Below are 13,130 nucleotides of genomic sequence, written 5' to 3'. Positions count from 1 at the left end.
GGGGTTACGGATGGAAAAATTGTTTATGAAAGGAAATGAAGCGATTGCGGAAGCAGCTGTGCGTGCAGGATGCCGTTTTTTTGCAGGCTATCCTATTACGCCGCAGAATGAAATTCCGGAATATATGTCAAAACGTTTGCCTCAGGTCGGTGGTGTATTCGTACAGGGTGAGAGCGAGGTTGCGTCTGTGAATATGGTATGTGGTGCAGCCTATACAGGAACGAGAGCGATGACCTCTTCCTCCGGCCCGGGACTGAGCTTAAAATCTGAAGGTCTGTCCTCTTTGGCAGGTGCGGAACTTCCGGCAGTTGTCGTGAATATCATGCGCGGAGGCCCTGGCGTCGGTTCTATTCAAGCGGCGCAGATGGATTATTTGCAGGCGACAAAGGCGTCTGGACATGGCGGTTTCCGTATGTTGGTTTACGCTCCGGCAACAGTACAGGAAGCGGTGGACTTTACATACAAAGCGTTTGACAAGGCGATGGAATACCAAGCTCCTGTATTGATTTCCGCGGACGGCTGCATCGGTTCTATGATGGAGCAGGTGGAACTGCCTCCCATGAAGGATGTGCAAAGAGAAGATTTACATTTCTTTGCGACGAAATATTTGAATCCGAAACGTAAAGTCATTACTTCCATGCTGCCGGTAGAAGCGGAACAGGAATTGTATAACAAAAAAATGGAACAGATGTACAAAAAATGGGAGCAGGAAGAGTATATGAGCGAAGAGTATATGCTGGAGGATGCGGAATATGTCATCGCAGCATATGGAACCAGCGCGAGAATTGCGAAAAGCGCGATTAAAATGCTGAGAGAAGAAGGCATCAAAGTCGGTTTAGTTAGGCCAATTACGCTTTATCCGTTCCCATACGTATCTTTACAAAAATTAGATGAAAAGAAAGTGAAAAAAGTACTTTGCCTGGAGATGTCTATTCCCGCACAGCTTGTCGAGGACTTGAAAATTGGGCTGGAGGGCAGAATCCCGATTCATTGCTACGGTCGGTCAGCTGGCATGATCTTTACGACGGAAGAAGTAGTGGAAGAAGTCGAAAAAATGGTGAAGGAATAGGAGGGGTGGAAATAATGGAAAAAATTTATACAAGACCAAACTCTATGAATCCCAGAGCAACGGGCTACTGCCCAGGCTGCCTGCATGGCGTTGCGACGAGATTAATTTGCGAGCTGATAGACGAATTTGGAATCCAAGAGCGCACCACATCTGTACTGCCAATCGGCTGTTCTTCTATGGGCGTGTTCCATTTTGATACCGACCTTGTCGTTTCACTGCATGGCAGAGCGCCTGCCGTTGCGACGGGAATCAAGCGCTGTGCACCGGAACGGTTTGTTTACAGCTATCAGGGAGACGGCGACTTGGCTGCAATCGGTCTTTCTGAAATTATGCATGCAGCCAATCGCGGCGAAAATATTACGTCTATATTCGTAAACAACAGTATTTACGGTATGACAGGCGGACAGATGGCGCCTACGACGCTGATAGGCCAGAGAGCAACGACCGCGCAGGATGGCAGAAAACCGGAGCGGGAAGGTTATCCTATGAAGATGTGCGAGATCCTCTCCCAGTTGGAAGCGCCTGTCTTTATCGCGAGATGCGGGCTGGACACGCCGGCGCACATCAAGGAAGCAAAAAGAGCGCTGCGCAAAGGATTCCAGAACCAGTTGGAGAACAAAGGTTTCTCCTTTATTGAACTGATGTCCAACTGTCCGACAAATTGGGGGATGTCAGCGGAAAAAACCATTCAGTGGATGCAGGAAAACACATTGAAAACATTTCCTTTGGGCGTATTTAAAGAAAAGGAGTGAAAAAGATGGAATTAAAGATGATTATAGCCGGTTTTGGCGGGCAAGGCGTTATGGTAACTGGAAAACTGTTGGGATATACGGCGTGCGCGAATCATAAGCAGGCTATGTTCCTACCGCAGTATGGGCCGGAGCAAAGGGGCGGCACCGCTAGCTGTACGGTTATTTTGTCAGAGGAAGAAGTCGGATCTCCTATTGTTGGGAAAGCAGATGTGCTGATGGTATTTAATCAGCCGTCTTTAGAAAAGTTTCTTCCAAGATTGAAAGAGGGCGGGCTCCTTTTTGCAAATGGTAGTCTGTGCGACACTTCAGATTTGACCGAACAATTTGAAGTAGTATCTATCCCCATAGATGAAATGGCAAAAGAGATGGGGGCAAGGCAAGTAGCCAACATCATTATGGCGGGAGCTTTTACTGCTAAAACAGGCATTTTTACGCAGGAAGAGCTGTCCAAGAGCGTCAAGCACATGTTGGGGAAAAAGCCGGAGTTCATTGAGTTGAACGAAGCGGCGGTACAGAAGGGTATTTCACTGGTACAGAATACTTCCGTATAGAGAAAGGAGTCATATATGACAGATTATCAAAAGATTTACAACGAAAAGAAAGGAACGGTTGCCGAGGCGCTGGCAATTATTTCTGACGGCGATTATCTTGCACCCGGTTACTGTGCAAACGAGCCGTTTACAATTTTGGGCCAGTTACATACGTTGCAGGATAGGGAAGATATTCATAAGATCAGGATATTATACTCTCTTGCAAACGGGGATTATCCATTTTTTGAGGATGCGTACAAAGATACATTTTCACTGGATTCCTATTTCTTTGGTTCAACGAACCGCAGGCTGTATCAAAATGGGAGATGCAGCTATATCCCTGTTAATCTGCATGAAGCGACAAAAAGAAAAGATTCCCATGACGGACCGAACGTATATATCGGTTCCGCGACTCCGATGGATAAGCATGGATATATGAGAATCTCTTTATGCAATATGATTGATCGGCACTATATGGATCAGGCGGAGAAAATCATTCTGGAAATTAACCCTAATCTGCCGGTAGTCAATGGGGATACGGAAATCCATATTCGGGATGTTGACCGTATCGTAGAGGTAAACACCCCTCTACCAACCATTCCATTAAGCAAAATCGAAAAAGAGGATGAGGAAATCGGAAAATATGTGGCTAGCCTCGTACATGATGGGGATACCATTCAGCTTGGTATTGGAAGCATCCCGGACGCTATCGCCCTTGCGCTGGCCGACAAAAAGGATTTGGGCATCCATACAGAGATGATTAACAGCGGTATGGCGGTACTGATGCAGAAAGGCATTGTAACAAATAAGAAAAAAACGCTACACAGAGGAAAGACCGTAGGTACATTTGCTTTTGGAGATCAAAATCTTTACGATTGTTTGGACAACAATCCCGCTATACTGATGCTGCCTGCGGAATATGTCAATAATCCTGCGGTGATTGCAAAAAACGATAATATGGTAGCTATTAATACGGCGATTCAGGTGGATTTGACTGGTCAAGTTGGTTCGGAAGGCATCGGAAGCAGGCATTACAGCGGAAGCGGCGGGCAGACGGATATGTCTCAAGGTGCTAACCATGCGAAAAATGGGCGTTCTATCATCGCTTTGCATTCCACTGTAAAAAATGGAACAATTTCAACCATCCAGCCGTATTTGACACCGGGTACAGTGGTTACTCTTTCCAGAAATTGTGTTGATTATATTGTGACAGAATATGGGATTGCCGCACTGAAAGGAAGAAACGTAAGAGAAAGGGTTGAAAATCTTATTGCGATTGCACACCCCAAATTTCGGGATGAGCTAAGGGAGGCAGCGCAGAAATGGATGCTTTGGTAAAAGGGAAAAGAAAGCGATGGTGAGATTATGTCCAAGAAAAATTTCGATATCATTATAATTGGTTTTGCGGTATTCGCAACATTTTTCGGCGCTGGCAATTTGATATTCCCGCCGCATCTGGGAGTATTGGCCGGACAGGAATGGTATACTGCGTTTGCCGGCTTCTTAGTAGGAGACGTTGTACTTTGCATACTGGCCGTTGTAGTGTCATGCAAATACGAGACAAAAGGAATCGGCGTTCTTTCCAGAGTTGGAGAAAAATTTTCTACGATCGTAGGATGCGTGATGCTTGCCTGTATCGGGCCTTTGATGTCGATTCCAAGAACAGGCGCAACAACATTTGAAATTTCTATACAGCCTTTGTTTCCAGAGGCAAATCCTATCGTTTTTTCTGTAATATTTTTTGCCATTACATTAGTATTGACGATTCGTCCGTCTAAGGTGGTAGATAATGTCGGGAAATTTTTAACGCCGGCGCTCTTAATCGCATTGGCAATACTGATTATCAAGGGGTTTCTGACGCCGCTTGGCGAAGTGAGACCGGAGCCGTATGTAGAAGACTTATTTGCTTACGGTTTGACACAGGGTTATCAGACAATGGATGCGTTTGGAGGTACGGTTATTGCCCTTTTAGTCATAGCATCTGTGGTCGGAAAAGGATATGTAGATAAAAAAGATCAGGTTTCTATGATAGGCAAAGCGGGCATTGTCGCAGGTATCTGTCTGGCGCTTGTATATGGCGGCTTGTGTATCGTAGGGACAACTGTTTCCACACAGTACGATGCAGGCATCGACCAGACTGCGTTGGTTGTCGCGATTACTTCCGCTTTGCTTGGAAACGGCGGACAAATTTTGCTTGGCATTATCATTGCGCTGGCATGTTTGACAACTGCAATAGGAACAACTTCCGCAATCGCTCAGTTCTTTGTTGGTGTATGCAACAATAAAGTCAAATATGAATGGATTGTCATTGGGTTCTGCGTGTTCAGCGCTGTGATTTCTAATTTCGGTGTAAGCACAATCATTCAATTTTCGGGACCGATTTTGTCAGTGATTTATCCGGTTGTCATAGCAATGGTTCTGCTTTCTATCTTTACGGAAAAAATTAAAAACGATAACACGTTCAGATTTGCGGCATATGTGGCACTTGTAATCAGTATTTTAACGGTAGCGAATGTGCCTATCATGCAGAAGCTTCCGTTGGCGTCCTTTGGATTAAATTGGCTTGTTCCGGTAGCGATTGCCGCTGCCATTGGATTTTTTATACCGTCAAAGAAGAAAGGTTTTGTAGAATAAGGAGGTATTTAATATGCGGGTACAGTTTGCGAAAAGAGTAGATAATATGAAAGGCTCCGAAATCCGGGAGGCCATCAAATTAACTTTAAAACCAGGCATGATTTCTTTTGCCGGAGGACTTCCAGCGCCGGAGATGTTCCCAGTGCAAGAAATGAAAGACGCTGCCAATCATGTACTAGACGAAGCGGGTGCGGTGGCGATGCAGTACGCGACGACAGAGGGATTCGACCCACTGCGCGAAAAAATTGCCGTGCGTATGAAAGCAAAATACGCCATTGATACAGTACCACAGCAGATCCTGATTACAAACGGCTCTCAGCAGGGATTGGATTTTTCCGCGAAACTTTTCTTGGACGAAGGGGACGTTGTACTGTTTGAAAGTCCGTCGTATATGGGAGCGTTCAATGCGTTCAAGGCATATCAGCCTAAATTCATGGAAGTGCCTACGGATGAGGATGGTATGATTCCGTCAGAATTAGAAAAAATTTTGGAAACAACGGAAAGAGTCAAAATGATTTATGTGATTCCAGACTTCCAAAATCCAACGGGACGTACTTGGTCTTTAGAGCGCAGAAAAGCGTTTATGGAGATTATCAATAAGTACGATATTCCTGTCATTGAGGATAACCCTTATGGTGAGCTGCGCTATGAAGGGGAGAGTATCCCTTCTTTGAAATCTATGGATGAAAAAGGCTTAGTCATCTTTTTGGGATCATTTTCTAAAATTTTAGCGCCGGGATACAGAATTGGGTGGATTTGTGCGGCACCGGATATTTTACAGAGATATATCTTTGTCAAGCAGGGAGCTGATTTACAGCCTTCAACGGTTTCCCAGATGGAAATCAGCCGTTTTATGGAACTGTACGATTTGGATGCTCATGTAGAAAAAATCCGTAAATTGTATGGGGCAAGGAGACGGTTGATGCTTGACACAATGAAACAGGAATTTCCGGCTGAAGTAACATTCACGTACCCCAAAGGCGGGTTATTTACTTGGGTAGAACTGCCGGAGCATATGGATGCAAGAGAGGTATTGAAAGAATGTGTAGAGAGGAATGTGGCGTACATTCCGGGCGGCGCGTTTTATCCGCAGGGTAGTCATGAAAATACATGCCGTTTGAATTTCTCTAACATGTCGGAGGATAAAATTGTAGAGGGTATCAAGAGAATGGGCGAAGTATTGCGCGAAATTATGAAATAACATACATCTCATAAATTAGGAAATACTTTTCAACCTCAAAAGCCTTCAGAGGAACTGTCGGTATATGGTTCTTCTGAAGGCTATGTTTATTTACATTTTGTATACAATAAAAATCCATGATTTCTCTATGTTTGTACGAGATTTCGTGGATTTTTCGCTGTCAGAAAGAGTATTCAAAGAGACGTGGATGGCTTTTGTTTTTCTGAAAATATTGTGCGGTGTTATATACTCAGAAAGGCGGATGTTTTCTGCGTGTGGGTGAAAATATATTGGCAGAAGTAAAAAGAGATAATTTTCAGAATTTGTAAAATCACATTTATATGGGGCAGAAAGGGCTTTGCATAATGTAAAAGTTTGAAGACGATCCCTGTCTGAGAAAGTCAATCTGTATGTTCAAGGGGCAGATCGTAGATGATGCTGGGGATTCTGATTGGAATTTAACCTTTTCTCTGATCGTTTTGGAGTTGGAGGTGCACATTCCTTTTATCGCTGTAATTGTGCTTACCTCTCTGCTTGCGATTCGGATGGAGCAGACCTGGGAAGAATTGGAGACGGAAATACTGAATTCCATCGTTTCTGTTTTCCAGGCGGTGATTATTCTGTTCATGGTGGGAATGGTAATTGGCGCGTGGATTCAAGGAAAAATGGCACAGGGATGGAATTCATTTATGTGATTACTGCCACCTTGGAGGATACTTTTGTGGTTAGTCCTTTGCTGATGTTTCCTGTGCTGAAGGTGATAGGGATGATTGGTTTTAGGATTCTTGCAATTCTCGATATTTTTCTGATGATTCTTGTGGGAGCTCTCTGTGGGAGGGGGTGCAGGGAGCGGATTTCTATCCATATTAGATATATGGGAACCGCGGGCGTAGAATCCGTAGATTCGTTGCTAACGAGAGGGGGTATGTCCTCCATGTTAGAGACGACTGCTTTGATTTTCTGCGCAGTTTCCTATGGTGGCGTTTTGGAAACGACGGGAACTCTGTGTGTTTTAGTTGAAAAGATTTTGAATGAGGAGTGCGGCAATTACCTTCCCTCTCATTCCGTGGAATACTTGTGGAATTGTAATGGTTGGTATGCTTGCCGTCAGTGCGGCGGAGTATCTGCCATATGCGTTTATGTGTTGGACACCGCCGATTATGGTGACGCTGTTTGCGTATTTAAATATTAGAATGAAACGGTTGACTCCTAAGAAATAGAAAGCTCGGCTTGCAGAATCGACTGAATAATTGTCAGGTAGGGGGCAGAAAAGGTTTCCTAAATTTTCAAAATTGCACTTGCACACGAGGGAAAGAGCATTGTATAATAAAAAAGTTAAAACAATGTAATGAAATTGTAACAAAGAGGAGTTTGGAGGAGAAATGAAAAAGTTTGTAAAAAGAGTGCTATCCATAGTACTGGCGGCAGCTGTGCTTGCCACCTCCGTCACTTTGCCCCAGACTGCCCAAGATGTGCAGGCTGCCTCTTCCAAAGCATGGAAGAAAAGCGGAGGAAAATGTTACAACGGAAAGGGACAGGTGATCCCCGGAGCTAAGACCAGAGGAATCGATGTCTCAGAATGGCAGGGAAACATCGACTGGGACAAGGTCGCAAAATCTGGTGTGGACTATGCATTTATCCGGGTGGGCGGCTATGGAAATGGAAGTTATCAAAGGGAGGACAAGACCTACAGAGCGAATATCAGAGGGGCTAACGCGGCGGGAATACCAGTGGGAGTCTACTACTATTCCACAGCTAAGACGACGGCCCAAGCCAAGAAGGATGCCCAGTATGTAGTCAAAATGATTACGGGACATAAGATTTCCTATCCGGTGGTTTTTGATATGGAAGATGCGACAGTTGAGTATCTGTCACCGTCCACAAAGTCCAAGATTGCGGATGCGTTCCTGTCGGAGATCAAGAGGGCCGGCTATTATCCGATGATTTATACGAATCTCAATTGGTATAACAATGAGTTCAATATGAGTATGCTGGCAGGCTATGATGTGTGGATTGCCCAATATAACAGCAACAGCACAGGACCAAGCAAGAGTGATTATCGTTATACCATCTGGCAGGCGACGGATGGAAGTTCTATAGGCCCTACGACAGCCGGGATGATCAGTGGTATACCGAGAGAAAACGCGGTGGATTTGAATTTTGGCTATGTCTACTATCTGAGCAAGATTACACCTCGGACGCAGCCGGTGGCTGGGTATGACCCGGATGGAACTGTGAAAAATGGCTGGGTGGAGCAAAATGGAAAATACTATTATTACGATCATGGAACGCTATATAAGAATAAGCTGTTTAAGGTAAACGGAAAGATTTACTATGTGGATGGTACCGGAGCACGTCAATACGGCTGGCAGACTATCAATGGAAAAAAGAGATATTTCTATTACCGAACTGGCTATGCTGCTACTGGCTGGATTCCGATTCAGAAAAAGTATTACTATTTCTCCAAAGTAGACGGAATGCTTTATACCAATAAACTGTTTGTGTCCTCTAGCGGAAAGACTATTTATTATTCCGATGAAAATGGAGTTCGTGTGAAGAACCAGCTGATTTCGGCCACCTATAAAGGGGTAAAAAGAGCGTATTATTTCGGTTCTAATTACAAGGCAGTCACTGGATGGTTTAAACATAAAGGCGGCAAATACTATGCGCTGCCGACGACTCACGGCGTAGTGAGAAATGGAATAAGGAAGATAGGAAGTAAGTACTATGGATTCGGCCAATACGGCAGAATGCTGACCGGATTCCAGAGAATTGACGGAAAATTGTATTTCTTCCACAAGACATCAGGTGTGCAATACCGCAACCGCACGGAGCACTGGAGCGGGAAGAACTATATCTTTGATAAGAACGGTGTGTGTACTGTGAGAAAGTAACAAAAAACAGAAGAGAGAATTTTTCTTTATGAACTGTCCTTGTCTATTTGACAAGGGCAGTTCATAATCATTTGGCGGCCTTCATTTGGCGGAGCAGTAGTTGTGAAGTTATACAGATTAGGAGTTCAGATAACATGGAGAATGATATTAAATTAGTTGCTGTTGATATTGACGGTACGTTTGTCCGTTCAGATTATACATATGATATTCCACGATTCCAGCGTATTTTATCTCGCATGAAAAATGCCGGATGCCATTTTGTCGTAGCGAGCGGAAATCAGTATTATCAGTTAAGAGACTTATTTCCCGGATATTATAATGATTTATCTTATGTGGCAGAAAATGGGGCTTTTGTAAAAGCTGAGACAGAACTTATTTTTGCTGCTGATATGCCGAAAGAGACCGTGGATTTTGTTGTTGACACCTGTAGGGAATATCCTGAGATACGGAATGTATTGTGTGGTGTAGAGAGCGCATATTGTGAGAGAGGAAGGGTAAACCAAGAATTCTTTGATCTTACCAGTATTTATTATCATCGCTTGAAATGGGTGGACGATTTTAAACAGGTAAATGATCAAATATTAAAGTTTGCACCGACAGTTCCGGAAGACAAAACACATTTTTATTATGAGATATTAGGAAAAAAGCTCAAAGGCAGATTAGAACCCACAACGAGTGGGCATGGTTCCATTGACTTGATCGTACCGGGTTGTCACAAGGCCTCCGGTTTGAGGCGCCTTGCAAAACGCTGGGGTATTTTGCCAGAGCAATGTGCTGCCTTTGGAGATGGAGGAAATGACATAGAAATGCTTCAATACTGTGGTTATAGTTATGCCATGGATAACGCTTCGGAGAATGTGAAAAATGCGGCGAAGCATGTATGTCCTTCCAATGAAGAAGACGGAGTGCTTGTCACTTTGGAAGAACTGTTCAGGTAGCCGTGGCAGGTGATTCTGAGGGAGCTAGGGTGGTGGACAGAATCACCAAGCCAGCCCCCTCTGAAGCAGTTTGTGCAGGGCTGTCTTTGAGTTAGATTGTTTTAGCCCAGGGAGGCAGATAGAATTTGGCCATTGTTTAGAACTTTTGAATGGCTGTAGCTTTTTCGATGCTTCTTGAATTGGATGTGGATTTCGATCCCTGATAGTTGAGTCGAATCAGATCTCCAGTTTGGTATTCTGTCAGGGAGTCGCCGAAATCGGAAGCGTTTATCAGAATATTTCCATTGGGGCCGCCTTGACTCATGAGTATCTGGCCGATGCGCAGACCGGTGTTTTTTCTAGGTTCCATGATAATTACATAAGTACTTGCGGTACCCTCTTCTTCGGGAGCAGCCCATTGTGCCTCTTTAGCATGTAGGAGCTGCTCCTCAGTTAATTCGGAGACGGAGATAACCTGGCCAAATTGAGCGGGATAGGATTCCTGTATGCTGCCATCGAATTGTACCAGAAGGACAGAACCAGTCTCGTATGCTGACGGATTCCGGGACAGATCATTTTGAGATAAATAGATGTCTCCTTCCCCATTTAGACCGATCTCACTGACAGTTACCTGTTCGTCGTTGCTGTCTATGATGACGCCGTACAGTTGTCCTTCTTGCTGTTCGGTATTTTCTTCGGAACTGGAATCATGGATTGATTGGTCGTCTTGGGTAGGTGAGTTCGCCGCTGAACTGGAAGTATGAGTACTGTCTTTTTCAGAGATTTTGGAAAGAACTTCACCTTCTGAGGGAGAGGTTTCCTGGACGCAACCTGCCAACAATAAGACAAAAACTAGAATGGCAGAATGAAAAATTTTTCTTTTCATAGGTATCCCTCCTCGATGTAAACGTTTTGTTTCCAGCGGGTTATCTGGCCACGATGATGCCGAAGGCCCACAGAGCGGTGAGTGCGTGGGCGACGGTGAAGGTAAACATTGCGCCTCGGGTGATATCTTTTCGAAGAACCAGAGTTTGGTTCCGGGTCAGCAGCAGAAGCAGCGGCAGGATAGGCAGGAAATACCGTCCCTGCACACCCTCGATAACCATAGAGGTCATTGGTGTCCAATCGAACATCAGCCCTAACATGGAGGCAGCGATCACTCCAGCGCAAATCAGCGCAATCCAAGCTTTTGCGGGAACAGAAAGGAAGAGAGCTTCCTTTTGCTGAGGGATCACAGCCAGTAGCAGAAGTACGGCGAAGATCAAGATCAGCATCCAGGGGATGTCGATATCCAGTCGCCCTAGTTTTCCTCCCAGCATGGAGGTGAAGTAGAAGTCCCCATATTCCTGGAAAGTTCTCACATACATGCCGACGAGTTTCAAAGGCGCGTGGAGAAAGTAGTCCAGGGTGTAATTGGTGCCACCCAAAGCCACTTCGTGACTGTCTGAAGCTACGGAGCTGATCTTGCTTGCCTGAAAGATCAGCAAGGAGATCACAGAAGCCATCAGTGTGCCGGCTACACCTGTGTAATAGTGCCAGTTTTTTTGTGCTTTTCTTCGGGGAATCAGCAGGCAGCATAGACTAATCAGGACATAGATGACCTTGCAGGGGGCCAGGACAGCGGACAAAATTATCAAGCCGGCCCAGTGCCGAGGGGTTAGTTTATCCACTGCGAAAGTCAGATGCAGGCAGTAGGCAGTCAGCAAGAAGGCCAGTGCGTTGACAGTGGTGTCGTAGGAGAACGAGGTAGCCTGCTGTATGCTGATGGGAAGTAGGTACACTAGGAAGGCTAGATTCTTTGCAAAAGGCATCAGTCGGATGGTGAAAAAGCCTGCGGCTAAATAGCCCAGGAAGACCAGGGCTTTTCCAAAGAAATACATCAGCACTTTGCCAAGTCCCAGCAGACGGGCCAGAGCGATTCCTGCTCCTGAGAGCCAGTAACAATAACCAGGGGCTTCAAGCGGCGGGTGGTCAGCGGAGACGTAGCCCTGGGAGTCGTCCATGGAAAAGAGGCTGTCCCAAGTGGCGATCAAATTCTGCTCATTGGCAGTGCGTAGCTCATAGAATGCCCGGTAATCTTCTTCGCGAACCAAGACATTGCCATCGTCGTCCACGCCTTGCTGTCCCAGCATTCGGCTAGAATAGTAGTAGGATGTCTCAAAATGCCGGTAGTCATCCGGAGCAGACAGCGGCGGAAACAGAATCAGATACAGACCGCCCAGCAGCACCGCCATTACCAGGAACAGATATTCCAGCTTCAGCGGGCGCAGATACAGAAGGAAGAAGCTTACGATCACGGTCACGAACAGCAGGGCCAGGAAGAGATAAAAAATCTTAAGGACCATTTTCGCAGGCTGTCCGTAGATACGAAAACAGAGATCTGTGGTAGATTCTCTTCCGTTTTCATAGAGAGCGCCGTCCGGATAGGGGTCTGTGCCGGCAGTGAAGATGCCTATGGCATTGTCCGTGGTCCCGTCCAGGGAGGTGATTTCCACGTAGTATTCTTTGCCGGAGGCGTCGGTGACGGGGTTCGTCAGATAAAAATCTAAAAATTTTCGGTCAGGGACTCCAGTGCTTAAAATATCCCAGGTCTGAAGCGGGGTTTTCGCGTTGCTCTCACCAAAAGAGACCCGGATGGTGGAATCATTTTTTCTCTGAAAGGTGGTCACGTAAAAGTCAAAGCCAGTGAGAATGTCACTGTCCGAGATAAAAGTCTGTCTCCAGACAGTCTCCTTTGTGAAGGGGTCGGCGTTGTCTGTGTGGTCGGTCTGATTGACTTCCACCAACATTTTGTCGCTGGCTGGCCGGACATAGTCGGTGTAGGAAAAGCGGGCCAGAATCGCCAGAAGGCCCAGGACTGCCAGCAGGAGCAGAATAGGCCAGACAGAGATACCTTTTTCAGGCTTTTTCATAAATTTCATATTGAAATCCTCCAAGTCATTGCATGTATTTTATGATAACATAGTCAAAAGTCAAAAACAATATCGTACGTTATTGTTCTCCGGTGTGCCTGTGGGCTTCAATCCAGGCAGGATAACCCTTGAACCGAGGTATCAAAGGTGTTATAATATCAAAGAGTATATCCTGAATGTACTGCGCATATCAGGAGACGACCACTGAAAGCCTGGTGTACGCTGGACTTTCCAATAAGAAA

General features: G+C 45.4%; 12 protein-coding genes and 1 pseudogene. 11 read left to right on the top strand and 2 right to left on the bottom strand.

From position 1 onward, the window contains the following. Nucleotides 1-10: 10 nt before the first annotated feature. The 11 genes and pseudogenes from vorB to BLHYD_RS14060 all read left to right on the top strand — a co-directional run bounded on the left by vorB (nt 11) and on the right by BLHYD_RS14060 (nt 9,997). Complete coding sequence (vorB, locus tag BLHYD_RS14105; protein WP_021845018.1) at nt 11-1,069, top strand: 3-methyl-2-oxobutanoate dehydrogenase subunit VorB; 1,059 nt, start codon at nt 11-13, stop codon at nt 1,067-1,069. A gap of 14 nt (nt 1,070-1,083) precedes the next feature. Further along, the gene (locus tag BLHYD_RS14100) at nt 1,084-1,821 is read left to right on the top strand and encodes a thiamine pyrophosphate-dependent enzyme (protein ID WP_021845019.1); all 738 of its coding nucleotides are present in this window, start codon (nt 1,084-1,086) and stop codon (nt 1,819-1,821) included. 5 nt (nt 1,822-1,826) lie between these two features. Next, nucleotides 1,827-2,372, top strand: coding sequence for a 2-oxoacid:acceptor oxidoreductase family protein (locus BLHYD_RS14095; protein WP_040350787.1), 546 nt, complete (start codon nt 1,827-1,829; stop codon nt 2,370-2,372). 15 nt (nt 2,373-2,387) lie between these two features. Then, nucleotides 2,388-3,689 (top strand): acetyl-CoA hydrolase/transferase family protein, encoded by a 1,302-nt coding sequence (locus BLHYD_RS14090; RefSeq protein WP_005951365.1) that lies wholly within the window; start codon nt 2,388-2,390, stop codon nt 3,687-3,689. Between the two features lie 27 nt (nt 3,690-3,716). Next, complete coding sequence (gene brnQ, locus BLHYD_RS14085; protein ID WP_005951367.1) at nt 3,717-4,985, top strand: branched-chain amino acid transport system II carrier protein; 1,269 nt, start codon at nt 3,717-3,719, stop codon at nt 4,983-4,985. Between the two features lie 13 nt (nt 4,986-4,998). Then, nucleotides 4,999-6,186 carry an aminotransferase-like domain-containing protein gene (locus BLHYD_RS14080; protein WP_005951369.1) on the top strand — a complete coding sequence of 396 codons (1,188 nt, stop codon included), beginning with the start codon at nt 4,999-5,001 and terminating at the stop codon, nt 6,184-6,186. 389 nt (nt 6,187-6,575) lie between these two features. Further along, on the top strand, nt 6,576-6,860 hold the full coding sequence (locus BLHYD_RS14075; RefSeq protein ID WP_005951373.1) for a hypothetical protein: 285 nt from the start codon (nt 6,576-6,578) through the stop codon (nt 6,858-6,860). Further along, nucleotides 6,842-7,138 (top strand): annotated as a pseudogene (locus BLHYD_RS17545) (hypothetical protein); the annotation flags it as partial. The gene BLHYD_RS14075 and the pseudogene BLHYD_RS17545, both read left to right, overlap by 19 nt. Nucleotides 7,139-7,196: 58 nt before the next feature. Next, nucleotides 7,197-7,385 carry a Na+/H+ antiporter NhaC family protein gene (locus tag BLHYD_RS17540; protein WP_369124194.1) on the top strand — a complete coding sequence of 63 codons (189 nt, stop codon included), beginning with the start codon at nt 7,197-7,199 and terminating at the stop codon, nt 7,383-7,385. Between the two features lie 162 nt (nt 7,386-7,547). Beyond that, nucleotides 7,548-9,059, top strand: a complete 1,512-nt coding sequence (locus tag BLHYD_RS14065; RefSeq protein ID WP_005951377.1) for a GH25 family lysozyme — start codon at nt 7,548-7,550, stop codon at nt 9,057-9,059. 134 nt (nt 9,060-9,193) lie between these two features. Then, nucleotides 9,194-9,997 carry a Cof-type HAD-IIB family hydrolase gene (locus tag BLHYD_RS14060; protein WP_005951379.1) on the top strand — a complete coding sequence of 268 codons (804 nt, stop codon included), beginning with the start codon at nt 9,194-9,196 and terminating at the stop codon, nt 9,995-9,997. 136 nt (nt 9,998-10,133) lie between these two features. Here the strand turns inward: BLHYD_RS14060 and BLHYD_RS14055 are convergent, their stop codons facing one another. Both BLHYD_RS14055 and BLHYD_RS14050 read right to left on the bottom strand, forming a co-directional pair. Beyond that, nucleotides 10,134-10,862, bottom strand: coding sequence for a hypothetical protein (locus BLHYD_RS14055; RefSeq protein WP_005951381.1), 729 nt, complete (start codon nt 10,860-10,862; stop codon nt 10,134-10,136). A gap of 40 nt (nt 10,863-10,902) precedes the next feature. Then, nucleotides 10,903-12,897, bottom strand: a complete 1,995-nt coding sequence (locus tag BLHYD_RS14050; RefSeq protein ID WP_005951383.1) for a DUF2142 domain-containing protein — start codon at nt 12,895-12,897, stop codon at nt 10,903-10,905. Nucleotides 12,898-13,130: the final 233 nt, after the last annotated feature.

It is taken from the genome of Blautia hydrogenotrophica DSM 10507 (assembly GCF_034356035.1).
Lineage (GTDB): Bacteria > Bacillota > Clostridia > Lachnospirales > Lachnospiraceae > Blautia_A > Blautia_A hydrogenotrophica.
This window is presented reverse-complemented; position numbering and strand designations above follow the sequence as displayed.